Consider the following 25,908-nt stretch of genomic DNA (forward strand, 5'->3'; position numbering starts at 1 on the left):
GAAGCTATGCGTCCAGCGTACAGTCGCCCGCCGCGGCGGAAATGCATGTCTGGATGCGTTCACCCTCGACATGCTGCTTTCCCGAGCGTAGGTCGATTGCATGACCGGAAACGAGAGGTACAACACAAGTCTGGCAAATGCCCATTCGGCAACCGAAAGGCATCAGAGCGCCGGACTGTTCCCCGGCTTCGAGAAGTGTTGTCGCACCGTCCACCGTGACGGTCTTTCCCGATTTCTCGAACGTGACGGTGCCGCCGTCTGCGGACGCATCGATCCTCGACACCGCAAACCGCTCCATGTGCAGGCGGTCTTCGATCCCCTCGGCTTTCCACACGTCGTCGATCTCGTCGAGCAACGGCAGGGGTCCACAGGCCCAGGTGTGACGCTCACGCCAATCCGGGCACACCTGATCAAGTGAACTGAGCTTGAACTTTCCGTCGCGGCGCGTCAGCTGAATGTGGCTGACAAAATCCTCGTGCTCGGCATGTAGTGCCGTCAGCTCGTCCGCGAACATGACATCGGATTCCGTGGGAGCGGAGTGCACGTGCATGACGTCGGGCAACTGCCCTCGACGATTCATCGTGCGCAGCATGCCCATGACAGGCGTGATTCCGCTGCCGGCGGTGATGAACAGGACCTTCTCCGGCGGCGGGTCCGGCAACGCGAAGTTACCGGCCGGCGTGGCCAGACGGACGATCGTGCCGGACGGAACAGCTCCGCTGACCAGGTGGCTCGAAAGAAAACCCTCGGGCATCGCCTTCACCGCGATGGAGATCTTCTTGTTCTCCCAGTTGGGCGGCGACGTCAACGAGTACGACCGCCAATGCCATCGCCCGTCGATGTGCAAGCCGATACCGATGTACTGCCCCGGCTGGTAATTGAAGTCGAAACCCCAACCCGGCTTGATCACGATCGTCGCGGAATCCTGAGTTTCCGGTCGAACCTCGACGATCCGGCCACGCAGTTCGCGCGCCGACCACAACGGATTTGCCAGATGAAGGTAGTCGTCAGGCAAGAGAGGTGTGGTCAATCGCGCTGCGGCACCGCGCAGCAAATTGAGCTTCGACCGCGCTGCCGGAACTACCGACGCTGCCGGTGCCTCGATCCAGTCCTTCAGACCCATCAGACCTCCACCTCTCACCTGCAATGCTCACCCGCAATACCTATGCCTACGCTATCGTAGGTTATCAGGTTACGGTACCGTAGGTTACTTCATAGTAAGGACAGCGGGTGTCCGATTTCAGAGCAGGTCGAGCAGGAACGGCAACTCTTGCGCCGCGTACCACGCCAACTCGTGATCCTCCGCGTCACCGAGGATGAACTCGGCATCCGTGTCGCCGAGATCGGCAGCATCGACAATCGCCGCCGCCCGCTCGATATCGGGTTCGGCTTGCGCAAGATCAACATGAACGGACGCGACCTGCGCCATCGTGACCGGGCCGGCCACGCGGACCACCGCGTCATCGAGATCCGGACGCAACTTCGCGTCGTCGACATCCGCGGCAACCACCGCACGCCGGAACGTCACCGGTCCGTCAGCGCCGGCAATCAAGCGCAACGACGCCCGCGCCGCCTCACTCATCGCGACTTCCGCCAACTCGTCGTCGTCCCCGGCCGCATAGGCCTCACGCAGTGCCGGAGTGACGGCAAACGCAGTCCGACTCATCGCGTCGAACTCCTGATCGGCAACCAAACGCTGCAGAATTTCCACAGTTGCCGGTACGTACACCCTCATGAGACCACCTTCGTTGGACTGTCACGACGCGCGAGAAACACCTACCGACTGGCGTCGGTCAACTCCTCGAGAGACTCGAAGAGCAACGAACGCACCACGTCGACGTCCGACATCGCGTCACGGTCGGCATTCAAACCGTAGTAGACATTCCCGTCATACGACGTCAAGGCAATACTGAGTGTCTGATTCTTCAGCAATGGCGAGACCGGATACATCTCCTCCATCCGCGCGCCACCGATGTACAGCGGAAACTGCGGACCCGGCGCGTTGGTGATCATGAGGTTGAACATGCGCTGCGAGAGACTGCTCGCCGCGCGCGCACTCATCGCATGGAGTGTGGCGGGCGCGAACCCGGACATCTTCACCATGGTCTGAGCGGTCACCCGACGGCCCTGACGCGCGAAAGCTTCCGTTGCATGCGCGACGTGCGACAACCGGACGACAGCATTGGGCTCCCCCACCGGCAGGTCGATCAGGAACGACGACACATGGCCGGGCGCCTGCGGGTCTTCGACGTCCGGGTTGTCCGGCCCGTCGATGTACACGGACATCGGCACCAGCGCGCGGACAACGCTCGCCTCGGTAACCGGCTCCCCCCGCGACAACAGCCAGTTCCGCAATGCCCCGGCGACCACCGTGAGGATCACGTCGTTGATCTCGCACCCGTACTTCGCCCGAATCCGTCGGTAGTCGTCCAGCGGAGTCTTGGCGACGGACAATCGTCGACTCCGCGTGATCGGCGCGTTGAGCGGATTGCTCGGGGCGACCTGCGCGGCCGTACGCACCACTGCGGCAATCTTGCCGACAGCACTGACCGCCTCCGTCATCGACGTCGTCACGTCGCCCAGCGCCGCCCTCGCGCGAGCCACCCCTTCACCCGGACTCGTCACCAGATCAGCGAGCGCACCGATGAGCAGATTCAGATCACTGGGTGGTGGGGCAGGCATCCACAACTCTTCTGCGCCAGGCTGACGCTTCTCCTGCGGATCGAACAAGACCTGACTGATCTCGAGCGCGGTTTCACCGTCGACCAAAGCGGAATGCGATTTTGTGAAGATGGCAAACCTGTCGTCCGCCAGCCCCTCGACGAGGTACATCTCCCACAGCGGCCGGGTGTTGTCCAGCGGCCGGGAAATGAGGCGCGCGATCAGATCGTTCAACTGTTCGGCCGATCCCGGTTTCGGAAGGGCCGACCTACGCACGTGGTACGTGATGTCGAAATCTCGATCGTCGACCCACACCGGACGTGCCAGACCCAGAACAACTTCCCGGACCTTCTGCCGGTACCGCGGCACCAGACTGAGTCGCTCTTCGACAAGCCGCAGCAATTCGTTGTGATCGATCCCGGTGCCCGGCTGCCGGAAGATCCCCAACGAACCGACGTGCATCGGAGTGCTGCCGGCTTCGAGGAAGTAGAAGGCTGCGTCCTGAGTCGTCAATCTGTTCACCATGATTGATCACCCGCCGACACGTCGTCCAAACCAGCAGCAGCATCCACACCAGCCGCCCCGTCCACATCGAGCAGGATCGACAACTCCTCGATCGTGTCGGCCGCGTCGTAGTGATGGACACCCACCATGCCGACGTCGACGGCGCCTCGAACATTCACCTCGAGGTCGTCGACGAACACGCAGTCCCCCGGACGCAGACCCAACCGTGTTGCGGCCAGAAGGTAGATATCAGCATCCGGCTTTGCCATGCCGACGTCACCGGAGAGCACGACGTCGTCCACCAACACCCCGTCGCCGAGGTCACGGAGCCACTGCGCGTCCGCTCCACCCGGGTCGTTGCTCACGATTCCCGTCGCGATGCCCGCGCTACGAGCCCGCCGAACCACCGCGCTGAGACCGTCCAGGTCGGACCCCGGACCGAACAGCACGCCACCCACATCCAACAGAAGTCCCCGCACCAGAATTACATTAGGGTGCGGCCGTGATCTCTGCGACATCTGTAGGGGTTCGTGTCATACTTCTCACCATCGTTCGGGGGAGCGATGCAAAAAATATCCGGGGGATACATCATGACCATCGACCAACTCCACACACCACAACGCTTTCTCCAACCCGCGCCGCAGTGCGAACCGCCGGCGGATTCCCTGATGATCAGGCGACCGTCTGCCCGAACCGAACGAGTGCTGGGCCCGCACGCAGAACACCACACAGTGGAACATCAGGGCACAGTGGAACATCGGGGCAATCCAGCCTCACTGCCGAGCCCGTCGCACCCGGTGCCGATGTCTTCTGGAACACGTCGCTGCGCCTTGTCCTCGAAGTCCTCGACCAACGACGAAGTCCCGCACACCTCAAATCAGTACTGTCTCCAACGGTGATGGAACTTGTTCAGCGCCTTTCCATTTCGCATGATCCGACGCGCGGACTCGGCGCCGCTCGAACCCACCGCACACACGTGAACACCGCCTCGCCCCACGCGGCCGAAGTGTGCGCGACCTTTCGACGCGGCCCACGAACCTTTGCGATTGCCGCCAGGATCGAGAACACCGACAACAAAGGCTGGATGGTCACCGCACTACACGTGGTGTGAGCATCCAGCCTTTGTCGGGTGGAAAAGTCAGCGCCTGAGAATCAGCGCTTGCGCTTGGACTTGGGTGCGCGGTTGCCCTTTGCCTGCGTGCGAGCGGCTTCACGACGCTCACGACGCGACGCGGTGTCCCCCGCGTCGACAGCCGGATCGCGTGTGGCCTTTGCCTTCCCGTCCTCGTCCGGACCGGTGTACGTCAGCCTCGACGGGCCGTCGTCGTCAAGTCCCTTGGCGCGCAAGGCCGATGGAGCTGCCGTACCCGTGGAACCTGCCGCCGCTTGCTGCGTCGGCAGCGGCTTCGGTGCGGTCGCGTACGCCGCGGCAGCGGAACCGGCCGTGACCGAGATACCCGAAGAAGGTTGCGCAGGAGTGGCTTCGACCTGAAGGTTGAAGAGGAATCCGACGGACTCCTCCTTCAAGCCGTCGAGCATGCCGATGAACATGTCGTAGCCCTCGCGCTGGTACTCGACCAACGGGTCACGCTGCGCCATCGCGCGCAGGCCGATACCTTCCTTGAGGTAGTCCATCTCGTAGAGGTGTTCACGCCACTTGCGGTCGAGCACGGACAGGAATACCCGGCGCTCGAGTTCGCGCATTCCGTTCTCGCCGGCAATCGCGTCGATTTCGGCTTCACGCTTCTTGTACGCGGCATGTGCGTCGTCGAGCAGGGCGGTGCGCAGTTCCTCACGGGTGAGGTCGCTGGTGATCCCACCGTCCTCGCCCACGAGAGCCTTGTAGTCGATACCCACCGGGTAGAGGGTCTTGAGTGCCGTCCACAGCTGCTCGAGATCCCAGTCCTCGACATATCCTTCAGCAGTCGCGCCGTCGACGTACGCGGTGACCACGTCGGTGATCATCTGCTCGACCTGGCCCTCCATATCCTCACCTTCGAGGATCTGGCGGCGTTCCTTGTAGATCACGGTGCGCTGCTGATTCATGACCTCGTCGTACTTGAGGACGTTCTTGCGAATCTCGAAGTTCTGCTGCTCGACCTGAGTCTGCGCGCTCTTGATGGCCTTGGAGACCATCTTGGCTTCGATCGGAACGTCGTCCGGAAGATTGAGGCGCGTCATGATCGACTCGAGTGCGGAACCGTTGAATCGGCGCATGAGCTCGTCACCGAGCGAGAGGTAGAACCTGGATTCTCCCGGGTCGCCCTGGCGTCCGGAACGGCCGCGAAGCTGGTTGTCGATACGACGCGATTCATGGCGTTCGGTGCCAAGCACGTACAGGCCACCGGCATCGCGAACCTTCTCGGCGTCGGCCTTGACGTCTTCCTTGACGCGGTTCAGGACGTCGTCCCACGCGGCTTCGTACTCTTCCGGCGTGGTGACCGGGTCGAGGCCGTTCTTGCGCAGTGCGATGTCGGCGATGATGTCCGGGTTACCGCCCAGCACCACGTCGGTACCACGACCAGCCATGTTGGTGGCCACAGTCACCGCACCGGAACGACCGGCCTCGGCGATGATCGTCGCTTCCTTTTCGTGGAACTTGGCGTTGAGGACGTTGTGCGCCACTCCGCGCTTGGTGAACTGCTTGGACAGGTACTCCGAGCGTTCGACGCTGGTGGTACCGATCAGAACCGGCTGACCGTTCTCGTGACGCTCGACGACGTCGTCGACCACTGCGTCGAACTTGGCTTCCTCGGTCTTGTAGATGAGGTCGCCGTTGTCGACACGGATCATAGGGCGGTTGGTCGGGATCGGAATGACACCGAGGGTGTACGTCTGGTGCAGCTCCGCGGCCTCGGTCTCGGCGGTACCCGTCATGCCGGACAATTTTTCGTACAGACGGAAGTAGTTCTGCAGGGTGATCGTGGCGAGGGTCTGGTTCTCAGCCTTGATCTCGACCTTTTCCTTGGCCTCGATTGCCTGGTGCATGCCCTCGTTGTATCGACGGCCGACCAGCACGCGGCCGGTGAACTCGTCGACGATGATGACTTCACCGTCGCGGACGATGTAGTCCTTGTCCTTGGTGTAGAGCTCTTTGGCCTTGATGGCGTTGTTCAAGTAGCTCACCAGCGGCGAGTTCGCTGCCTCGTACAGGTTGTCGATGCCGAGCTGATCCTCGACGAGTTCGACGCCGGCCTCGTGGACACCGATGGTGCGCTTGCGGATGTCCACCTCGTAGTGGACGTCCTTCTTCAGGAGCGGCGCGATACGTGCGAACTCGCTGTACCACTTGCTGGAGCCGTCGGCCGGACCCGAGATGATCAGCGGCGTGCGGGCCTCGTCGATCAGGATGGAGTCGACCTCGTCCACGATGGCAAACGCATGTCCACGCTGGACCAGATCGTCCAGGGAGTGCGTCATGTTGTCACGCAGGTAGTCGAACCCGAACTCGTTGTTGGTGCCGTACGTGATGTCGGCTGCATACGCGACTCGACGCTCGGCCGGCGTCATACCCGAGAGGATCACGCTGGTTTCGAGTCCGAGCGAGCGGTGAACACGGCCCATCCACTCGGAGTCGCGCTTGGCGAGGTAGTCGTTGACCGTGACAACGTGAACACCGTCACCCGCGATGGCATTGAGATAGGCCGGCAACACACAGGTAAGGGTCTTGCCCTCACCGGTCTTCATCTCCGCGACATTGCCGAAGTGGAGTGCCGCGCCACCCATGATCTGCACGTGGAAGTGCTTCTGGTCGATGACTCGCCACGACGCTTCACGCGCGACGGAAAAGGCCTCGGGCAGCAACTCGTCCAGCGTCTCACCAGCGGCGTAACGCTCGCGGAACTCGTCGGTCTTGGCCTTGAGTTGATCGTCTGTCAGGCCTTCTACCTCGGGCGACAGTGATTCGACATGCTCAGCAATGTGCTTGAGGCGCTTGACCATGCGACCTTCACCAACACGGAGCAGCTTCGATAGCGACAGCGACGGCACAGTCTTGTTCGTCCTCAATCTTCGGCAACAAATGGGTGACACAGTAAAAATCCGGCCGGGGTCCGAAAACTCCGGCCGGATTCCATGGTAGGCGCTAACTCGAGGTTGCGAGGCAACCCACCTACAGATCGGTCACGTCAGGCGGATCAGGCCGTAGTCGAATGCGTGCCGACGGTAGACGACGGACGGCTTGTCGGACTCCTTGTCATGGAAGAGGAAGAAGTCGTGACCGACCAGTTCCATCTCGTAGAGAGCGTCGTCGATGTTCATCGGCTCGGCTGGGTGATCCTTGGTGCGGACCACGCGGCCCGGGCCGTCGTATTCGTCCGGTTCTTGACCGTTCAGCGAAATATCGGGCGTGGCACCGAGTGAGTCTGCGTCGACTAGCGAGGCGGTTGCCTCGGCGACGGACAGCGGTCGCTTGTCACCGTAATGGACCTTCTTGCGGTCCTTGGTTCGACGGAGGCGGCTCTCGAGTTTGTCGATCACCGATTCGAATGCGGCATAGAAGCTGTCTGCGGCGGCTTCTGCTCGCGCTACCGGTCCTTTGCCGCGGGCCGTGATCTCGACTCGCTGGCAGTTCTTGGACTGACGTCGATTGCGTTCGTGCTGAAGTTCCACGTCGAAGTGGAATATGGAGGGGTCGAAGTGTTCCAGTCGCGCCAGCTTGTCCGAAACATAAACTCGGAAGTGATCGGGTATCTCGACATTGCGTCCCTTGACGACGATGTCGGACTTCGGAACGGTGGTTTGCGTGGAACGCTCGGTCGTGGCGTCCTCGATGAAAAACGAGGCTTGCGAAGGGGTCGTCACTCGTACCTCCCAATTACGGCCCCGCTCAGTGTTTGAGCGGCGGCAAGTTCTTCAAGTACCGAGAGGGGATCCGCCCGGCATCAGGATTGAAGTACCACCTCCCACCTGTTTTCGGGTGTGCCGCCGACGCTAGTACGTAATCCGCGCGAGTGCCACTGTTAGCCCGAAATTCATTTACACACCGGCAACAACGAGCACGAGAGTTGTCCGGATTCCGATCCTCGCGAGCACCCGAATCGATTCTGCCGCAGTCGCTCCCGTCGTCAGCACGTCATCGAGGAGTACTACGTCGACGTCACGATCCACCAATCCGGCCCCCGCGCGTGTCACGACGATTTTCTCGGCAACGTTGGTGGCCCGAGCAGCGGCAGACAACCCGACGGAATCGCGGACGCCACGCGTCATGGCCAATGCCGAATGAACTTCGGCACGGCGCGGCGGCAAGACCTCACAGGCCGCATGAGCAATGCGGCGGACCGGATCCCCGCCGCGCGAACGAGCGGCGCGCGAACGGGACGGGGCCGGGATCAGGACCAAAGTCCGACGCGTCGGATGGTGGAGCTCACCCCACCGCGCCAGATGCGTCAACGCTTCGGCCACAGCGACTCCCAAAGGCGCCGCGAGGTCGCGTCGGCCGCGCTCCTTGATCTCGATCACACTGCGCCGTCTCGCGCCACTGTATGGACCGAGCGCCCACGCCGGCGCGCCGGGATCGACTCGAGGTGTGAGCCGGATCGGATGATCGCGAAGCATGGCGACGCAGTCCTCGCACCATTGCACACCGATCCGTCCGCATCCCCCACACTCACGCGGCAACACCAGATCGAGCGCTGCTCCGCCGATACTGCTCCATGTCCGAAAACCGCCGACCCCCATGACCGTCAGTGTGCATCCGCCCACCGACAGCAACCCCCGTGCACCACCGGGAAACTCAGCCGGGCAGTACCGGAATCGCCCTCTGCCCCGTCAATCCAGGCACCTCACGCCACAACCTGTCGCCCGCGGGATCGTTGTTGTTCAACTGGAAAACTGCTCGGGCATCGGCAACGTACTCGGTGGTGGGCGACGCGTCGACGGACACCACCGGCGCCGTGAGATTGCCCCGGGGCAACGAGTCCATTCGAGAACCGTCGATCGCGACCTGCACAACGGGTACATCGGAGTTGTTGCGTGCGATCACAATGGTGTCGCTGTTGCTCCAGTCGAGTGAGAGCGCTGTGCTGCCCAATCCCGGAGCCACAGCCCGCGGACTGGTCAACGCGAAAACGCCGCTGGGCAGGCGGACCACGGTCGCCAGGTACACCTTGCCGTCGATGATCATCGCCGCTCGAACTCCGTCGCGGGACAGGCGCAGCTCGGTAATGTTCGATCCCAGTGGGATCAAAGCGCCCACGTCCACGTTCATGACCGACGTCCGACCGGTAGTGGGCTCGCGAACCACGCGCACCACGGTGTTGCCGTTCACCGCCGCCCAGATCGTGTTGTTGTCGATTTCCCACGTCGGCCTGGTGATCACCGGGGCGTCGAGGACCGGGGCTGCACCTTCGGTGTATGGACCGAGTGTCAGCGAAAATCGTTTTGCAGGATCAGGATTCGCGGTATCCGCCACTGCGGCGACGGTCTTGCCGTCGCGAGAGAGCGCAACAGACGCAAGATTGCCTGCAGTTCCGGCAAATCCGGGCACGGGTGTGACCGCTTGTTCACCGACACTGACCAGTGAACCGTCGCGTAGGGCGTGCAACCCGACCGTCGCACCGGTCGTCGCCAGCGGATTCGTGGAGGCGACGTCGGCCGTTGTCCAGCCTTCCGGATGCGCTGCGTCCAAAGGCGCCCCGTCCACCAGCAAAACGTAGGGTCCGGCGATGTCGGCGCCGGCCAATGTCCAGATGATCTGGGCGGCAAACAAAGCGCGAGTTTCGGGGTCCATCGACTGACCGATCCGGAAATCGATGCGGATGCCCCCGAGACCGACTCCCACCTGACCGGATCGACCGTCGGCCTTCGTGATGGGCCCGATCACCGCGACGCCTGCGCCCAGTTCGTTGCGGACCGCCGACGCGAGCGCCTGCTTGGGCCCCTCGATCAGCAGGCCGACCAACTGCGATGTCATCTGGTCCTGGGAACCCGATATCCACCGCAGATCCGGAACCATGGTCTGTCCGCTGGGATCCGGAAAGTACAACGACTTCCGTTGGTACGCACCGAGGAACGCCGCGCGCTCCATGATCACACCCGAAGGAAGATCGCTGATCCGCCACTCGCCGTCGACCAGAGTCAGCGTCATCTTGGCTTCGTAACTGCCGTCCTCGGGAACGTAGATTCCCCCGGCTTCGAGACGCCCGACCTTGTTGACTCGAATCGTGTAGATCGCTTCCTGATCGGTCCGCGACTCCGAGAGCGTGTCGACCTTGTCGACGATGATGGCGCTTGCTGCGTCGTCCCATTTTGCGGACATCTCGGGAGTCAGGTACTGCCGTGCCGCGAGGTGCCGGTTCGCGGGTTCGGTGCTCGCTTTCACGAAGTCCCGCACCAACAAATCGGGCTCACGCCCCGAGGCCGGCGGAGCAACGGGAGTCCCCGGCGCCACAGTGGCAAGCGTCCCGATCGCCTGCGGCGACGACGAGGCAGGCAAGCTCGCGCACGCACCGGTCAACAGCAGCGCGCTCAGGCTCAGCGCCAAGAGACCACGGCGGTATCGCTGCATCACGAACGCTCACCCCCTTGCGAGCCGGTTCGTGATTCGGTCTCGTGCGGCGTCGGAATCGACGACGTGACCTCACCGACCTCTTCGGCGACGATGTCCGCGTTGGAGGGTGTGCGCACGAACTTGGCCGTCGTCGGCTTCAGCGGTAGCGGGCTGGACACCAGCTTCTTGCCGCGCACTCGCGGCAACGTCAGACGGAAGCACGCGCCGACACCGGGCTCACCCCAGGCTTCGAGTTTGCCGTCGTGCAGATTGGCGTCCTCGACGCTGATCGCCAAGCCGAGACCTGTGCCGCCGCTACGACGGACCCTCGACGGATCGGATCGCCAGAAGCGGTTGAACACAAGTTTCTCCTCGCCGGGACGCAGTCCGACACCACTGTCGCGAACGATGAAGGCCAGAGCGTCGTCGTCGGCTCGCAAGCGCAGCAGGATGGGTTTTCCTTCTCCGTGATCGATGGCGTTGGCGAGTAGGTTCCGCAGGACCCGTTCGACCCGCCGCGGATCGACGTCGGCGATCACCGGGTCGTCTGGCATGTCGACTATCAATTCGGTGCCGGATTCACGGGCGAGGTGGCGGACGGTGGACACTGCGGCCCGCGCACACATACGGACGTCGAGTTGCTCGGACGCAAGTTCCGCAACACCGGCGTCGTGCCGGGAAATCTCGAGCAGATCGGCCAGCAGACCTTCGAACCGGTCGAGTTCGGCAACAAGCAGTTCCGACGAGCGGCGGAGTATCGGATCGAGGCTCTCGCTGCCGTCGTGGATGAGGTCCGCGGCCATCCGCACTGTGGTGAGCGGGGTGCGCAGTTCGTGGCTGACATCCGATGTGAAGCGTTTCTGCAGATTGCCGAACTCCTCGAGCTGCGTGATCTGCTTCGAGAGACTCTCCGCCATTTCGTTGAAAGACATTGCGAGACGAGCCATGTCGTCCTCACCGCGAACCGGCATACGTTCCTTGAGTCGGCCGTCGGCGAAGCGCACCGCGATCCTCGACGCCGATCGGATCGGCAGCACTACCTGCCGCGCGACGAGCAGAGAAATCGCTGCCAACAGGACCAGTAGGACAGCGCCACCGATCAACAGGGTGCTGCGGACCAGCGACAGGCTGCGATCCTCACTGGCAAGTGGGAACACGAGATACAACTCGAGGCCGGAGATCGACGACGCCGTGGGACTGCCGATGATCAAGGCCGGGCCGGAATACCCTTCGGGATCCGAGACCGTTGCGAACTGGTAGGCGATCTGTCCGTTGTGAACGAACTCACGCAAGTTGTCGGGGATCTGATCAGCCGGCCCGGCAAACACCGGATCTCGGGGCCCGTCCTGCTCGACGATCAGTGCGGGATCGAAGGTGCCCGCAGAACCCGATGCTTGACCGCCCGCCTGATTGCGGCTCGTCAAACTTGACGCCGCACTCTCGAGTTGGTCTTTGAGGGCTGCACTGCCGTCGACGCCGGCCAACTGATCTTCGACGACGCCTCGGGCGCGATCCATCTCCTCCGTGGCGGCGGTGATCTTCGCTTCGAGCAGCCGGTCGGTGATCTGGCTCGTGAGCACAACACCGAGGATCACGATCACAATCAGCGACAACGACAACGTGGAGACGACAACCCGTAATTGCAGTGATCGTCGCCACATGTGGGCGAGGGTGTTACTCAGTGAGTGGCACCACCGGAGAAAAGGCGTCAGCCACCGATTGAGGCGGCGACGCCAACGGGAAACGCCACCGGTCACGGCGGTCCGGCCTTGTAGCCGACACCCCTCACCGTCAAAACCACTTCGGGATTCTCGGGATCGGTTTCGACCTTGGCGCGCAGACGCTGGACGTGGACGTTGACCAGGCGGGTGTCAGCGGCGTGACGGTAACCCCACACCTGTTCGAGGAGCACCTCACGGGTAAACACCTGTCGGGGCTTGCGCGCAAGAGCGACGAGGAGATCGAATTCGAGGGGTGTGAGCGAAATCTGCTCGCCGCCTCGGCTGACCTTGTGCGCCGGCACGTCGATCACGATGTCGGCAATACTCAGCAGCTCCGCCGGTTCTTCCTCGGTCCGGCGCAGGCGAGCGCGAACCCGAGCGACGAGTTCCTTGGGCTTGAACGGCTTCATGATGTAGTCGTCCGCGCCGGACTCGAGGCCGAGGACAACGTCCACGGTGTCGGTCTTCGCGGTCAACATCACGATGGGAACGCCGGAATCCGCACGCAGGACCCGACATACGTCGATGCCGTTCATGCCGGGCAGCATCAGATCGAGCAAGACAAGGTCGGGCCGAGTCTCGCGCACCGCAGCAAGTGCAAGAGTTCCGTCGCCTACCACGTAGGGATCAAAACCCTCACCCCGCAGCACGATCGTGAGCATCTCGGCGAGTGCCGTGTCGTCGTCGACAACCAGAATCCTTGGTTTCATATCCCTATCGTTGCATCTTCGAGTCGTAATTAAGACCGTTACGTGACTGTGCGGCGTGCCGCGTGTTCCCTCTACTGTGCCGGAAACTTCCGAATCGGGTGGCTATCGTGACGCATCACCCGAAATCGACCAGTTTGCGGGCAAGGTCCGACGGGTCCGTATCGGGACCAATGACCCACCACGGTGATACCCACTCGGCTGCCGCGAGCTGTGAGTACAGCTCGCCAGTTCGGACCTGGAGGTCTCCGTCGCGCTCGTAGGCGTCACGCTCGCGCGTCGAATCTTCCACCTCACGACTGCGCGCACGCTCGTTTGCCAGTGCGATCGGCACGTCGAGGTACATCTGCAAATCAGGCGCCGGGAGGCCGAGGCGACCCAGTTCCAGATCACCAACCCACGCCACCATCTCGCCGTCGACGCCCTGATGCATCCGCGCCGCGTTGTACGCCGCATTGGACGCGACGTACCGATCGAGCAGAACAATGTCGTTGGTACTCAACAACTCTGCGACCTTCTCTGCCGCTCCCGCGCGGTCGAGCGCAAACAGCACCGCCATCGCGTTCACGGACTGCGCCAGGTCTCCGTGCGCTCCCTTGAGGGCTTCGGCAGCAAGATCGGCATGGATCGATTGTCCGTAGCGGGGGAAATCGAGCGTGGCGACAGTGGTCCCCGAGCGCCGAAGCTCGTCCACCACTTTGCCGATCAACGTCCGTTTGCCGGCTCCGTCGAGCCCTTCCAACGCCACGAGTATTCCCACGGCTGACAAGCCTATCCCGCAGCCTGACAAGCCGATCCCCCGGTCCGTCGAGTCAGACCGGGGGACGGCGTTGTTACTTCAGGCCGGCACTGTTACTTCAGACCGGCACTGCTACATCAGTAGCGGTAGTGCTCGGGCTTGTACGGGCCCTCGACGTCGACGCCGATGTACTCTGCCTGCTCCTTGGTGAGCTTGGTCAGCGTGCCACCGAGGGCCTCGACGTGAATCTTGGCGACCTTCTCGTCGAGATGCTTCGGGAGACGGTAAACCTCGTTGTCGTACTCCTCCGGCTTGGTCCACAGTTCGATCTGCGCGATGACCTGGTTGGAGAAGCTGTTGCTCATCACGAACGACGGGTGGCCCGTCGCGTTGCCGAGGTTGAGCAGACGACCTTCGGACAGCACGATGATCGAATGACCGTCGGCGAAGGTGAACTCGTCGACCTGCGGCTTGATGTTGATCCGCGTGACATCACCGGACTTCTCGAGTCCGGCCATGTCGATCTCGTTGTCGAAGTGACCGATGTTGCCCAGGATGGCCTGGTGCTTCATGGCCTTCATGTGCTCGAACGTGATGATGTCCTTGTTGCCGGTGGACGTGATCACGATGTCGGCCCAGCCGATGGCCTGCTCGACGGTCTTGACCTCGAAGCCGTCCATCAATGCCTGGAGTGCGTTGATCGGGTCGACCTCGGTGACCGCGACGCGAGCGCCCTGGCCACGAAGCGCCTCGGCGCAGCCCTTGCCGACGTCGCCGTAACCGCAGACGAGTGCAGCCTTGCCGCCGATCAGGACGTCGGTGCCGCGGTTGATGCCGTCGAGCAGCGAGTGGCGTGTGCCGTACTTGTTGTCGAACTTGCTCTTGGTGACCGAGTCGTTGACATTGATCGCGGGGAACGTGAGTTCACCGGCAGCAGCGACCTGGTACAGGCGCAGAACGCCCGTTGTGGTCTCTTCGGTGACGCCCTGGACGGATTCGGCGATTGCCGACCACTTGCCCTTGTCGGCCTCGAGGGACTGACGCAGGAGAGCCAGGAAGACCTTGTACTCGTCGGAATCCTGATCGTCGTCCGTCGGCGGAACAACGCCGGCCTTCTCGAACTGCGCGCCCTTGAGGACGAGCATGGTGGCGTCGCCACCATCGTCGAGAATCATGTTGGCAGGCTCACCCGGCCACGTCAGCATCTGCTCGGCTGCCCACCAGTACTCCTCGAGGGTTTCGCCCTTCCACGCGAACACCGGAACGCCCTTGGGCTCTTCCGGGGTGCCGTGGGGACCGACGACGATAGCGGCGGCAGCATGATCCTGGGTGGAGAAGATGTTGCACGAAGCCCAACGAACCTCGGCGCCGAGCGCGGTCAGCGTCTCGATCAGAACTGCAGTCTGAATGGTCATGTGGAGCGAACCGGAAACGCGAGCGCCCTTGAGTGGCAAGACCTCTGCGTATTCACGGCGCAGCGCCATGAGGCCCGGCATCTCGTGCTCGGCCAGTCGGATTTCCTTGCGACCGAATTCGGCGAGCGAAAGATCTGCAACTTTGAAGTCGACACCGTTACGGTTGTCGGCCACGGGCGTTGTTGAAACTGAGGTCGTCATCGTCCCTCTCCTGGTTGACGTGCATACTCCACTCAAGGCTATCCGCTCGACCCACGCAGTAGGACATCACCGTGATTGCGGCGAACCTCACACCGTGCCGCGCGCACCTCGGGCAACATCGATGAACGGTCCGAGCAAGGCACCCAGATCCTCCGCCACCGACGCCCCGGACTCGGGCGGCATCGATATATAACTCAGGCCAAGCCTCGCAATTGCCCTGGCCAGGATGCCCGCATCAGCGGCCGACGCCTGAATCCACCCACGCTGAAAACTCTCCGACAACCGAATTGATGCCCGATCGATGATCACGGCGCTGTCCGTCGTGATCAAACGCAACAAATCGGGCTTCGCCTCCCCCGTCAGGAGCGAACGCACCAACGGGTCCATCGCGCTGGAGGCAAAGAACGCCCCGAACCCTGACATCAGGGCGTCGACGCTCCGACCCTCGTTTGCTGCAACGGCGTCGTCCACAGCGTCGACAAACCCGTCCGCGAGCCGCAGCGCGTACGCCTGCGCCAAGCCCTGCCGCGAACCGAACTCGTTGTAGAGCGTCTGCCGACTGACACCCGCATGCTTGGCCAGAACGGTCAGACTCACCTCGGACCAGTCCCGCTCGGTCAGCAACTCCCGCATCGAATCGAGCACCGCACCGCGCAGCAGCAGACGGGACGCCTCTTTCTGAGGCAAGCGGGTGGGCGTCGACATCATGATGACGACATTACCGCCGCTCCCGCCGACCCATTCAGGCCCGCTCGATCTCCACCATGAAGAAATCACTCTTCGCCGCGCCGCAGTCCGGGCAGCTCCAGTCGTCCGGAATGTCATCCCAGCGAGTACCTGGTTCGATACCGTCGTCTGGCCAGCCTTGCGCCTCGTCGTACTCGAATCCGCACTGCGCGCACTGATACAGCTTGTAGTCGTTCATCATTCACTCTCCTGCCCTTGCCGATACAGCTTCGAAGTCCACCTTTTCCCGGACACCACAGTCTGGGCAGCACCAGTCGTCGTGGACTGCATCCCATGGCGTGCCTGCCGGAAACCCTTCTCGCGGTGCGCCGTTCACTTCGTCGTAGACGTAGTCACACACGGGGCATTTGTAGGCACTCATGCACTCGCTCCGTACCGCGCGAGGATCTTCTCCCGCTTGCCCGGCTGGATATTGACCCGGGTAATATCGCCGCCATAGTGAGCAACGACCTTGGGGTCCATCACTTTTCGCCACAGCGGCGGCACGTAGGCCAGCATGATCATGCTGGCGTAACCACTCGGAAGATTGGGTGCGCCGTCCATGCTCCGGAGCGTTTGATAGCGACGGGTGGGGTTGGCGTGATGATCACTGTGCCGCTGCAGGTGGTACAGGAAAATGTTGGTGCAGATGTGGTCACTGTTCCAGCTGTGCTCCGGCGCGGCGCGCTCGTACCGGCCGCTGGCCAACTTCGTCCGCTTCAGTCCGTAGTGCTCGAGGTAGTTGACCGTCTCGAGCAGGCAGAATCCGAAGACGGCCTGCAATGCGAGGAACGGCAGAATCGACAGCCCGAACACGGCGGCGAGTACAGCGAACAGCACTACCGACATCAACCACGAATGCAGGACGTCGTTGCGAATTGTCCACGGCTTCTTTCCTAATCGATCGAGACGCGCCTTTTCGAGTTCCCACGACGATCGCAGGGATCCCCATACGCTGCGCGGCAGGAAAGCCCAGAAGCTCTCACCGAATCGCGACGACGCGGGATCTTCCGGAGTTGCCACCCGGACGTGATGACCACGGTTGTGCTCGATATAGAAGTGACCGTAGAAGGACTGCGCCAGAGTGATCTTGGACAACCACCGCTCGAGATCGTCCTTCTTGTGGCCGAGTTCGTGTGCCGTGTTGATTCCGATGCCCGCAACACACCCGACGGTGATCGCCACACCGATCTTCGACACCAATCCGAGCCCGCCGTCGATACCGAGCCACGAGAGGTCGGTAGCCGACCACAAGTAGCAAGCCATGACGAGGCTGACCAGCTGGAACGGAATGTAGACGTACGTGCAGTAGCGGTAGTACTTGTCGTTCTCGAGCCTCTCCATGACCTCGTCGGGCGGGTTCTCACCGTCCGGCCCGAAGAAGATATCGAGGACCGGCAACACCAGGTACACGAGTAGCGGCCCGATCCACCACCAGATCGGCGACACGACGCCCAAACCAATGTTGTTGAACAGGGCCACCATTCCCACCGCGATGAAAATCGCGACCGGAGGAACCAAGCCGAGCAGCCAGAGATGCCGCTTCTTGTCTCGCCACTCCCCCGATATCTGATCGGATTCTGCGCTCACGTGTGTCGACACTGCGTGCCTCCTCCATCCGGAACGACTCACGGCTGTGAGTCACTTCACTATGAGGTAGACAATACTGCCAACATTGTAAAAAAACTATACAAATCCTTAAATTTGTACACTCAGTCGATTTCGCCGCGCTCGCGCTTTCCGATCAACGAATGCCGACGGCTGTACGCAAAGTAGATGACCACGCCGAGCGCCATCCAGACGACGAACCTGATCCAGGTCTCCACCGACAGATTGAACATGAGCCACACGCAGGCCAACACCGCCAGAATCGGCACCCAAGGCACGAGAGGAACCCTGAATCCGCGGGGTAGATCCGGACGCGTGCGGCGCAACACCACCACTCCGATCGAGACGAGAACAAAAGCGAACAGCGTTCCGATGTTCACCATTTCCTCGAGCGTGCCGATCGGGAAGAATCCGGCCAATACGGCAACCACCACCCCGACGAGCACGGTGATCCGAACCGGAGTTCCGTGCTTACCCGTCGGCGCCAACCGCCGCGGCATCAAACCGTCGCGCGCCATCGCAAAAAGCACACGAGTCTGCCCCAGCATCAACACCATCACCACGGTTGTGAGTCCGGCGAGGGCACCGAACGAGATCACATTCTTTGCCCACGTGATGTCGTGGAACGCGAATGCCGTTGCCAGATTGGATGTGTCACCCTCGAGCACTGTGTAGTTCACCATTCCCGTGAGCACCAGCGTCACCGCCACGTACAGCACGGTGACGATGAGGAGTGAGCCGAGAATTCCCCGCGGCAGCGCCTTCTGCGGTTCCTTCGTTTCCTCCGCGGTGGTGGCAACGACGTCGAATCCGATGAACGCAAAGAACACCAGGCTCGCCGCTGCAAGGAGTCCGTACCATCCGAACGTGCTGCCGCCTGCGCCCGTGACGTAGGAGAACAACGACTGATGTATGCCCTCCCCGGTGCTGCCGGGCTGCGAGGGCGGAATGTACGGCGTGTAGTTGTCGGTGTCGATGTAGAACATGCCGACGATGATCACGAGCAGCACCACGGCGACCTTGATCGACGTGATCACCAGCGACACTCGCGACGACAGTTTGGTTCCGGTCACCAGCAACACCGTGATGACCGCGATGATCAGCACCGCGCCCCAGTCGAACGAGACCGGACCCAACTCGACGATCGGACTTCGTGAACCCATCACCTCACCGAGGTACAGGGACCATCCCTTTGCGACGACGGACGACGCCAACGCAAATTCGAGGATGAGGTCCCAGCCGATGATCCAGGCGACAAACTCGCCGAACGTCGCGTACGAGAAGGTGTATGCGCTACCGGCGACGGGAACCGTCGACGCGAATTCGGCGTAACAGAGTGCCGCCAGGCCGCAGGCAACAGCGGCGATGACAAACGCCAGCGACACCGACGGCCCGGCGACATTGCCTGCCGTCCGAGCCGTGAGTGTGAAGATTCCTGCACCGATGACCACCGCAACACCGAATACGGTGAGATCCCAGGAGTTCAGATCTTTTCGGAGTTTGGTCTCGGGTTCGTCGGTGTCCTTGATGGACTGCTCTATCGACTTGGTTCGGAACAATTTGGAACGACCGGATCCGGCCTCGTCCTTGATCGCCACTGCCGCCTCCTTAGAGATGGCATCAGCCTAAGCCTGTGCGAGAGGCTTTGTTCAGGGTTTGCGAGTGACCAGTTTGTCCAGATCCGGTTCGATGTAGATCACGCGTGCCGCCGGAACAGCAGCACGCACGCGCGCTTCGGCCTCGTCGATTGCGGTCGCGACATCCGAGATGGTCGAACCGAGCGGAACGGCAACCTTCGCCGCAACAAGAATCTCCTCGGGACCGAGGTACTGGGTCTTGCAGTGGATGACTCGTTCGATGCGGGTTCCGTCGACCAACGCGGCCAGGATGAGATCGGTTTCGACGCTGGTCGCGCCTTCCCCGATCAACAGGGATTGCATTTCGACGATCAGGACGATCGCGATGATGCCGAGGAGCACGCCGATGCACAGGGTGCCGATGCCGTCGAAAACCGGATTGCCGGTCACCATCGTCAGGCCGACGCCGCCCAGTGCCAGCACCAGTCCGATCAGTGCGCCGGTGTCCTCGAGGAGGACAACCGGCAGTTCAGGACTGCGCGACGTACGGATGAACGACCACCACGACGCGTTTCCCTTCAGCGGACGAGATTCCTTCATCGCGGTGTAAAAACTGAACCCTTCCAGGCACATGGCGATGACCAGGATGACAACGGCTACAAACGCCGAGTTGAGTTCCTCCGGATGCTGGATCTTGTGAATGCCCTCGTAGATCGCGAACAGTGAACCCAAAGTGAAGAGCACCAGCGCAACCACGAACGAGTAGAAGTACCGATTGCGCCCGTATCCGAACGGGTGCAGTTGGTCGGCTTCCTTCTCGGCCTTCTTCTGCCCGAGCAGCAGCAGTCCCTGATTGGACGTGTCGGCAACGGAGTGCACCGACTCGGCAAGCATCGACGACGACCCGGTGATCAGGAATCCCGCGAATTTGGCTACGGCAATTCCGGCATTAGCCCCCAATGCGGCCAGGATTGCTTTCTTTCCACCTTCTGCCGACACGGTTATCGGCCAACCGTGGCGCTGAAAACCTGTGCCTTTGTGCTTCGGGGAGAGATTGTCGCGATGGGTTCGTCAGCGGAAATCCAGGCTGCGCGGCCACGATCGAGTTCCAGTTCGCCAGTCCCACAGCGCACCGTGACCGAACCCTCGGTGCAGATCAGGATGCGCGGATCCCCAGCCGGAACGACGCTGTCCGTCAGGTCTGCACCCAATTCGATACGCGTGAGCCGAAATTCCGGAGCGGGCGTCGGATAGACGATGTCCGCGCTGCCCGCGTGCGGCGACGGGTCGAGAATCGTGATGTCGGATCCGTTGAAGTCGAGGACCCGAAGCAACTCGGGCACATCGACGTATTTGGGGGTAAGCCCGCCGCGTAGAACATTGTCGGAGTTCGCCATGATCTCGACAGCCAGTCCGTGCAGATAGGCATGCAGGTTTCCGGCGGCCAGGAAGATTCCCTGACCTGGTTCGAGGGTGACCCGGTTCAACAGCAACGCAGCCAGCACGCCGGCGTCACCCGGATACGATTCGCCGAGTTCGAGCGCGGTGCGGATCTCCGCGGCAAATTCCGCGTCTCGCGACGACGCGTAACCGATGCATCCCGCGAGGACGGCCGGCAACAATGTTCCGAGCGCGGTGGACGGCAAGGTTATCCACGTTGTGAACAACGCCCGCAGGCCGTCCGAATCCGGTTGTCCTTCAAGGAGACCGATGTACGGCTCCAGTTCGGGCACCGCCAGTGCGCGCAGCATCTTGACAGTCCTCGTCGGTTCGCGGAATCCCGCGAGCGCTTCGAACGTGCTCAGGGCGACGACCAGTTCCGGCTTGTGGCTGCCGTCCTTGTAATTGCGGACGGGTGCGTCAATCGGAACACCGAGGGCGTTTTCCCGGCGGAAGCCCTCTTCTGCCTGGCGGGCGCTCGGATGCGCTTGCAATGACAGCGGTTCCTCTGCTGCCAACAGCTTGAGCAGGAACGGCAAGCGTTCACCGAAGGCCTCGATGTTCTGCTCACCCAGTTGCCGCGCCGGGTCCCGGCCGAGCACGTCGAGTAACGACTCACTGCCATCGTCGGTGACGACGCGCGCAGGATCGCCCGGATGCGCGCCCAGCCACAATTCCGCCTCAGGATGTGCGGACGGCACGGGAAGCCCACGAAGTTCGGCAATAGCCGTACGTGACCCCCAGGCGTAGGACCGCAGAGCGCCCTCGAGTTCGTGCACTAGCGCGGCCCACCCGTCAACTGCACGTATGCGGACGCCATGTCCACTCTCGATGCCAAGACAAACACCTGTTCCACTTCCGATACCCCCGTATTGGCGCTGTCCTCGTCTGCTGCGATCACCAGATCCGCATCGGCCAGCGCATCCATGCGTCGCACAACCTCGCCGCGTCCCGCTTCCATGGCAAAAACGAATGCCCGAACCGGGTCGATCGGCAACGGGCCGTCGAGCTCCGGATCGTGGAAGAAGGGATCGTGAAAAACCGAATCGGGGGCCCTTGACGGCGGAGCGAAGAGGGCCCGTGCCGCTGCGATCACATCCGACAGTTCACCGGAGGCCGCGGAGCATCCCGATGCCAGAAGCGACGCGCTTGCATAGTCGGCAAGCGCAGTGGCGACCGCGCCGCTGCCGCACACGACCAGTCGGCGATCGCGCATTCTGGCAGCCAAGGATTTGGCTGGATTGTGAAACACCTCGTTGGACAACCCGTCGCTGATGGCTTCGGCGTCGACGGCGTCCGCGATCCGATCGAGGGACGACGGTCCGGCTTCACCCTTGTCGCGGTTCTCGATCGCGGCAACCACGGCAACGAAGACCGCGAGAAAGCGAATCATCGTGTGGCGCGGAGCAGTGAACACACGCGGCGGCAGGGTCATAGTGCGCCCGGCAGCCGCTGCCCTCATCGGTCCCTCTTCGGGAACCGCGACAACAACTTCTGCGCCGCGGCGCACCGCCCCGTCGACGGACTCCACCAGGCGCGGATCCCCCGCGTCGTCTCCCGCAACCACCACGACGTCGAGGGGGCCGACCCACGACGGCGTCCGGTCGAGCAGCACCAGCGGGCACGGCACAGCATTGCCGAGCAGGGCAACGGCGATCCGGGCGGCGTGTCTGGCACCGGCCGATCCCGCGATCAACACGATGCTTCGTGGGCGCAGCCCGGCCAACCGATCGAGCGAGCCTTCCGCGACCGCCGAAGCCGTCGAACGAATCTGTGCGCCCCCCATGGCTACCGAACGCAGTAACCCCTCGGAATCGGCAGCTGACAATGCGTCACTGTCGTCGAGGTCGAGGAGCGGTGTCGGCGCTGTCATCTCACCGCACCCCCTTCTCCGTAACAACTTCTCTCGCAACCAACATCGACCGCAGCACCGCGTGCGCGGATAGTCCCCCAACTATCCCAGGCGGCCGACGCGCCGACAAACCAATCGGGCAGAAAAATGAACTCAGCCTCGAACGATCGCCAGAATCTCGCCGACCAACGCGTCGACGTCGGCCTGCGTCGGAGCTTCGACGTTGAGTCGGAGCAACGGTTCGGTGTTGGATGCCCGCAGGTTGAACCACGCATTACCGGACAAGTTGACCGTGACACCGTCGAGGCGGTCGACGGATTCTGTGCGGTCCGCGAAGGCGGCGAGGACCGCAGCCGTTCGATCGGCCGCATCGGCAACGGTCGAGTTGATCTCGCCGGAAGCGCTGTACCGGGTGTACTCGGCCATCAGTTCAGACAGCGGCCGGTCCTGCTCACCGAGTGCGGCCAGCACGTGCAGAGCAGCCAGCATGCCGGAATCGGCACCCCAGAAATCGCGGAAGTAGTAGTGAGCGGAATGCTCGCCGCCGAAGACTGCGCCCGTTTCGGCCATCTGCTGCTTGATGAACGAATGGCCGACACGGGTGCGGATCGGAACGCCACCCAATTCGGTGACCAGTTCCGGCACGGCGTGCGAGGTGATGAGGTTGTAGATGATCGACGCGCCGGGCTCTTTTGCCAACTCGCGCTGGGCAACCAGTGCCGTCACGGCGGACGGGGACACCGGGTCACCCTTTTCGTCGACCACGAAGCAACGGTCCGCGTCACCGTCGAAGGCAAGACCGACATCTGCGCCCGTCTCACGGACGTACGCCTGCAGATCGACCAGGTTGGCCGGATCGAGCGGGTTCGCTTCGTGATTGGGGAACGAGCCGTCCAATTCGAAGTACAGCGGCAGCACGTCGAGCGGCATCGGGCCGAAGACGGCGGGCGCTGTGTGTCCGCCCATCCCGTTACCCGCATCGACGGCAACCTTCATCGCGCGCATCTCGGACAGGTCGACCAGCCCACGCAAGTAGCTTGCGTACTCGTCGAGCACATCGCGGCTGCTGACCGCGCCGGCCGGACCGTCGAACTCGGGAACTCCGGAGACGACCTCACCGGAGATGACAGCAAGACCGGTGTCCTGACCGACTGGCTTCGCACCCGCCCGGCACAACTTGATGCCGTTGTACTTCGCAGGGTTGTGGCTTGCCGTGAACATCGCACCGGGGCAGTTCAACAACCCGGAAGCAAAATAGAGCTCGTCGGTGGACGCCAGTCCGATGTGTACTACGTCGAGTCCCTGCGCGACGACACCCTCGGCGAACGCGGCCGACAGCGCGGGTGAGGACTCACGCATGTCGTGCCCGATCACCACAGTCGATGCAGCGCCCTCCTCGTCCCGAACCAAGCGGGCAAACGACGCGCCGACATCGCGGACAAAATCTTCGTCGATCTGCTCACCCACCACGCCACGGACGTCGTACGCCTTGATGATTGCAGCAACCGACTCGGCTGTTCGCCCCACTGAATTCATTCTCCTTGTGTGCGCATCCCGTCGGATCTTTCGACCGGGACACTGGAAGTTCGCAAGACGCTGGAAGTTCTGAGCAAGCCTAATGCTTCACGCGTGACTACGGGATGTCAGGCAAAAGCGGCCGGAAGTTCAGGCCGACGGATCCGGCAGAACACGCAGGTGACCGCGACGACCGGTGCGAACCGCGGGAGGCGCGACGGAACGGGCGTCGTCGCCTGCGGACACGCCGGTGTCCTCACGTCCCTTGGCGCGGTCGCCGAAACCTGCCTCACGGACAGCTTCGGCAAGAGCGGTCAAATCGTCTTCGTCCGGAGTGCTGGTCGAGAATCCACCCTCGTACCGGACCATTTCCCAGCCCTTCGGGACCGTGATACGCGACGCATGGTTGTCACACAGATCCCACGAGTGCGGTTCAGCGACGGTCGCGAGAGGACCGACTACCGCAGTGGAGTCCGAGTAGACATACGTCAACGTCGCGACGGCGGGGTTCTTGCACCCGGGGCGGCAGCAGCGACGCAGAGATCTCACAGGTACGGAGCCTAGCCCTCCCCGCGGCGGGAACCTACTCGGACACACCGACGGAGCGTCACTGTCGTAATCTCGACGCCATGTCACGCTCCCCCCGCAGACGGTCGATCACCACCCGTTCGATCGAACGGCACGGCCGCGGCCTGCGCGGACCTTTGTTGCCGCCGGAAGTTCCGGCACGGCGAACCCGAGCGGAGAAATTCGATCTCCTCGTGATGGAGGCGTTTGCTCCGGTCGACCTGGCATGGCACGACCGGCTGAAGAAACTCGACATCGCCGTAGACGAGGTTCCGAAGATTTTTGCCCGCGATCCGGATTCGGTGAACTGGCCACCGGAAGTTGTCGCGGACGGACCTGTCCCACTCTCACGTTTGATCCCCGCCGGCATCGATCGCCACGGCAAGACGACACGTGCGCGAATTGTGTTGTTCCGTCGACCGTTGGAGCAGCGTGCCAAGAATCCGGACGAACTCACGGATCTGGTTCACGACGTGCTGGTGCATCAAGTCAGTACGTTCCTCGGCGTCGATCCATCAGTGATCGATCCGACGTTCCCTGAAGAAGACTAGGCACCTGAAAAAGACTAGGCACCCGAAGAGGACTAAGTACTCTGCAGGCTAGGGCCGAAAGCCCATGTCCCTTAAGCAAATACCTCTGAAAGTCTGTGCACGACCTGCAATTCCCCGTTGCAGGTCAAGACTTTTCGCAGACCGTCCCGTCAGCCCCGACGCTGACCGAACCGATTCAGCAGCAGATCAGATGATCCCCCGCTTGAGACGTCGACGCTCGCGCTCCGACAACCCTCCCCAGATTCCGAACCGTTCGTCGTTGGCGAGTGCATAATCGAGGCACTCGTCACGAACCTCACAGCCGAGGCAAATTCGCTTGGCTTCCCGAGTAGATCCACCCTTTTCAGGGAAGAACGCCTCAGGATCGGTCTGCGCACAGAGTGCGCGTTCCTGCCATTGATCCTCGATGGTGTCGAACAGTTCCTCGAAGCCGGTCACCAGACTCAGCACAGGCCGAGCAGTCACCGCCTCGATATCACTGCAGGCACCTTCTGCTGCGCCTGCTTGGGAATCGGTCTGCGGTTCGTAGCTCACTGTCATTGCCAGAGCACTGATCTCGACATTTTCATTGGGCATCGTTCCGCCTCCTCACCTGTAATAGCGCAGAATTTCACTCCGTATTTCAACCCATTTCA

25 protein-coding genes are annotated in these 25,908 nt (G+C 62.3%); 2 read left to right on the forward strand and 23 right to left on the reverse strand.

Annotated elements, in window-relative coordinates:
* Positions 1 to 4: 4 nt before the first annotated feature.
* From KYT97_RS07670 to KYT97_RS07685, 4 genes are all read right to left on the reverse strand, one after another.
* Positions 5 to 1,123 (reverse strand): ferredoxin reductase, encoded by a 1,119-nt coding sequence (locus KYT97_RS07670; protein WP_033231186.1) that lies wholly within the window; start codon positions 1,121 to 1,123, stop codon positions 5 to 7.
* Between the two features lie 117 nt (positions 1,124 to 1,240).
* Positions 1,241 to 1,735, reverse strand: coding sequence for a DUF6912 family protein (locus KYT97_RS07675; RefSeq protein WP_219112002.1), 495 nt, complete (start codon positions 1,733 to 1,735; stop codon positions 1,241 to 1,243).
* A 41-nt stretch (positions 1,736 to 1,776) separates the two neighbouring features.
* The gene (locus KYT97_RS07680) at positions 1,777 to 3,186 is read right to left on the reverse strand and encodes a WS/DGAT/MGAT family O-acyltransferase (RefSeq protein ID WP_219112003.1); all 1,410 of its coding nucleotides are present in this window, start codon (positions 3,184 to 3,186) and stop codon (positions 1,777 to 1,779) included.
* On the reverse strand, positions 3,180 to 3,644 hold the full coding sequence (locus KYT97_RS07685) for an HAD-IA family hydrolase (protein ID WP_219112004.1): 465 nt from the start codon (positions 3,642 to 3,644) through the stop codon (positions 3,180 to 3,182). The genes KYT97_RS07680 and KYT97_RS07685 overlap by 7 nt, the downstream gene beginning before the upstream one ends.
* A gap of 164 nt (positions 3,645 to 3,808) precedes the next feature.
* On the opposite strand from KYT97_RS07685, the gene KYT97_RS07690 reads away from it, so the two are divergent.
* Complete coding sequence (locus tag KYT97_RS07690; protein ID WP_245006053.1) at positions 3,809 to 4,276, forward strand: Rv3235 family protein; 468 nt, start codon at positions 3,809 to 3,811, stop codon at positions 4,274 to 4,276.
* Positions 4,277 to 4,317: 41 nt separating this feature from the next.
* Here the strand turns inward: KYT97_RS07690 and secA are convergent, their stop codons facing one another.
* From secA to KYT97_RS07780, 18 genes are all read right to left on the reverse strand, one after another.
* On the reverse strand, positions 4,318 to 7,155 hold the full coding sequence (secA, locus tag KYT97_RS07695; RefSeq protein ID WP_219112006.1) for a preprotein translocase subunit SecA: 2,838 nt from the start codon (positions 7,153 to 7,155) through the stop codon (positions 4,318 to 4,320).
* Between the two features lie 132 nt (positions 7,156 to 7,287).
* Positions 7,288 to 7,968: a ribosome hibernation-promoting factor, HPF/YfiA family gene (hpf, locus tag KYT97_RS07700; protein WP_033231192.1), complete on the reverse strand. Its 681-nt coding sequence runs from the start codon at positions 7,966 to 7,968 to the stop codon at positions 7,288 to 7,290.
* 174 nt (positions 7,969 to 8,142) lie between these two features.
* Entirely contained in the window at positions 8,143 to 8,844 is a 702-nt protein-coding gene (locus tag KYT97_RS07705; protein WP_045070568.1) for a ComF family protein, read from the reverse strand.
* 55 nt (positions 8,845 to 8,899) lie between these two features.
* On the reverse strand, positions 8,900 to 10,672 hold the full coding sequence (lpqB, locus tag KYT97_RS07710) for an MtrAB system accessory lipoprotein LpqB (protein ID WP_219112879.1): 1,773 nt from the start codon (positions 10,670 to 10,672) through the stop codon (positions 8,900 to 8,902).
* Positions 10,672 to 12,315 carry an MtrAB system histidine kinase MtrB gene (gene mtrB / locus KYT97_RS07715; RefSeq protein WP_233365392.1) on the reverse strand — a complete coding sequence of 548 codons (1,644 nt, stop codon included), beginning with the start codon at positions 12,313 to 12,315 and terminating at the stop codon, positions 10,672 to 10,674. The genes lpqB and mtrB overlap by 1 nt, the downstream gene beginning before the upstream one ends.
* 92 nt (positions 12,316 to 12,407) lie before the next feature.
* A complete protein-coding gene (gene mtrA / locus KYT97_RS07720; protein ID WP_033231194.1) occupies positions 12,408 to 13,085 on the reverse strand; it encodes an MtrAB system response regulator MtrA in 678 nt (225 codons plus the stop codon).
* 115 nt (positions 13,086 to 13,200) lie between these two features.
* Entirely contained in the window at positions 13,201 to 13,842 is a 642-nt protein-coding gene (locus tag KYT97_RS07725) for a dTMP kinase (RefSeq protein WP_033231195.1), read from the reverse strand.
* A 116-nt stretch (positions 13,843 to 13,958) separates the two neighbouring features.
* On the reverse strand, positions 13,959 to 15,437 hold the full coding sequence (gene ahcY, locus KYT97_RS07730) for an adenosylhomocysteinase (protein WP_033231196.1): 1,479 nt from the start codon (positions 15,435 to 15,437) through the stop codon (positions 13,959 to 13,961).
* Between the two features lie 87 nt (positions 15,438 to 15,524).
* A complete protein-coding gene (locus KYT97_RS07735; RefSeq protein ID WP_045070579.1) occupies positions 15,525 to 16,145 on the reverse strand; it encodes a TetR/AcrR family transcriptional regulator in 621 nt (206 codons plus the stop codon).
* 34 nt (positions 16,146 to 16,179) lie between these two features.
* On the reverse strand, positions 16,180 to 16,362 hold the full coding sequence (locus tag KYT97_RS07740; RefSeq protein ID WP_033231503.1) for a rubredoxin: 183 nt from the start codon (positions 16,360 to 16,362) through the stop codon (positions 16,180 to 16,182).
* Positions 16,363 to 16,365: 3 nt separating this feature from the next.
* Positions 16,366 to 16,545, reverse strand: a complete 180-nt coding sequence (locus KYT97_RS07745; protein WP_084703039.1) for a rubredoxin — start codon at positions 16,543 to 16,545, stop codon at positions 16,366 to 16,368.
* Positions 16,542 to 17,765, reverse strand: a complete 1,224-nt coding sequence (locus tag KYT97_RS07750; RefSeq protein ID WP_045070583.1) for an alkane 1-monooxygenase — start codon at positions 17,763 to 17,765, stop codon at positions 16,542 to 16,544. Before KYT97_RS07750 ends, KYT97_RS07745 begins: the two co-directional genes overlap by 4 nt.
* Before the next feature lie 110 nt (positions 17,766 to 17,875).
* Positions 17,876 to 19,369: an amino acid permease gene (locus tag KYT97_RS07755; protein WP_045070584.1), complete on the reverse strand. Its 1,494-nt coding sequence runs from the start codon at positions 19,367 to 19,369 to the stop codon at positions 17,876 to 17,878.
* A 51-nt stretch (positions 19,370 to 19,420) separates the two neighbouring features.
* Positions 19,421 to 20,347, reverse strand: a complete 927-nt coding sequence (locus tag KYT97_RS07760; RefSeq protein ID WP_033231200.1) for a cation diffusion facilitator family transporter — start codon at positions 20,345 to 20,347, stop codon at positions 19,421 to 19,423.
* A gap of 2 nt (positions 20,348 to 20,349) precedes the next feature.
* Positions 20,350 to 21,567 carry a mannose-6-phosphate isomerase, class I gene (gene manA / locus KYT97_RS07765; RefSeq protein ID WP_219112007.1) on the reverse strand — a complete coding sequence of 406 codons (1,218 nt, stop codon included), beginning with the start codon at positions 21,565 to 21,567 and terminating at the stop codon, positions 20,350 to 20,352.
* A complete protein-coding gene (locus tag KYT97_RS07770; RefSeq protein ID WP_219112008.1) occupies positions 21,567 to 22,661 on the reverse strand; it encodes a tobH protein in 1,095 nt (364 codons plus the stop codon). Before KYT97_RS07770 ends, manA begins: the two co-directional genes overlap by 1 nt.
* Before the next feature lie 132 nt (positions 22,662 to 22,793).
* Positions 22,794 to 24,167: a phosphomannomutase/phosphoglucomutase gene (locus tag KYT97_RS07775; protein ID WP_092801333.1), complete on the reverse strand. Its 1,374-nt coding sequence runs from the start codon at positions 24,165 to 24,167 to the stop codon at positions 22,794 to 22,796.
* Between the two features lie 138 nt (positions 24,168 to 24,305).
* On the reverse strand, positions 24,306 to 24,704 hold the full coding sequence (locus KYT97_RS07780; protein WP_033231204.1) for a DUF3499 domain-containing protein: 399 nt from the start codon (positions 24,702 to 24,704) through the stop codon (positions 24,306 to 24,308).
* 80 nt (positions 24,705 to 24,784) lie between these two features.
* Between KYT97_RS07780 and KYT97_RS07785 the strand changes: the two genes are divergently transcribed.
* On the forward strand, positions 24,785 to 25,273 hold the full coding sequence (locus KYT97_RS07785) for a metallopeptidase family protein (protein ID WP_033231205.1): 489 nt from the start codon (positions 24,785 to 24,787) through the stop codon (positions 25,271 to 25,273).
* 186 nt (positions 25,274 to 25,459) lie between these two features.
* On the opposite strand, the gene KYT97_RS07790 is transcribed toward KYT97_RS07785, so the two are convergent.
* On the reverse strand, positions 25,460 to 25,723 hold the full coding sequence (locus KYT97_RS07790) for a WhiB family transcriptional regulator (protein WP_165826358.1): 264 nt from the start codon (positions 25,721 to 25,723) through the stop codon (positions 25,460 to 25,462).
* Positions 25,724 to 25,908: the final 185 nt, after the last annotated feature.

It is taken from the genome of Rhodococcus globerulus, from assembly GCF_019334125.1.
Taxonomy (GTDB): domain Bacteria; phylum Actinomycetota; class Actinomycetes; order Mycobacteriales; family Mycobacteriaceae; genus Rhodococcus_F; species Rhodococcus_F globerula.

Coding starts and splice junctions, on each gene's coding strand:
- KYT97_RS07680 (WP_219112003.1), bottom strand. CDS start 3,186: ATGGTGAACAGATTGACGACTCAGGACGCAGCCTTCTACTTCCTCGAA.
- KYT97_RS07785 (WP_033231205.1), top strand. CDS start 24,785: ATGTCACGCTCCCCCCGCAGACGGTCGATCACCACCCGTTCGATCGAA.
- mtrA (WP_033231194.1), bottom strand. CDS start 13,085: ATGAAACCAAGGATTCTGGTTGTCGACGACGACACGGCACTCGCCGAG.
- KYT97_RS07675 (WP_219112002.1), bottom strand. CDS start 1,735: ATGAGGGTGTACGTACCGGCAACTGTGGAAATTCTGCAGCGTTTGGTT.
- KYT97_RS07745 (WP_084703039.1), bottom strand. CDS start 16,545: ATGAGTGCCTACAAATGCCCCGTGTGTGACTACGTCTACGACGAAGTG.
- lpqB (WP_219112879.1), bottom strand. CDS start 10,672: ATGCAGCGATACCGCCGTGGTCTCTTGGCGCTGAGCCTGAGCGCGCTG.
- ahcY (WP_033231196.1), bottom strand. CDS start 15,437: ATGACGACCTCAGTTTCAACAACGCCCGTGGCCGACAACCGTAACGGT.
- KYT97_RS07735 (WP_045070579.1), bottom strand. CDS start 16,145: ATGATGTCGACGCCCACCCGCTTGCCTCAGAAAGAGGCGTCCCGTCTG.
- KYT97_RS07770 (WP_219112008.1), bottom strand. CDS start 22,661: ATGACAGCGCCGACACCGCTCCTCGACCTCGACGACAGTGACGCATTG.
- KYT97_RS07670 (WP_033231186.1), bottom strand. CDS start 1,123: ATGGGTCTGAAGGACTGGATCGAGGCACCGGCAGCGTCGGTAGTTCCG.
- KYT97_RS07740 (WP_033231503.1), bottom strand. CDS start 16,362: ATGAACGACTACAAGCTGTATCAGTGCGCGCAGTGCGGATTCGAGTAC.
- KYT97_RS07705 (WP_045070568.1), bottom strand. CDS start 8,844: ATGGGGGTCGGCGGTTTTCGGACATGGAGCAGTATCGGCGGAGCAGCG.
- mtrB (WP_233365392.1), bottom strand. CDS start 12,315: ATGTGGCGACGATCACTGCAATTACGGGTTGTCGTCTCCACGTTGTCG.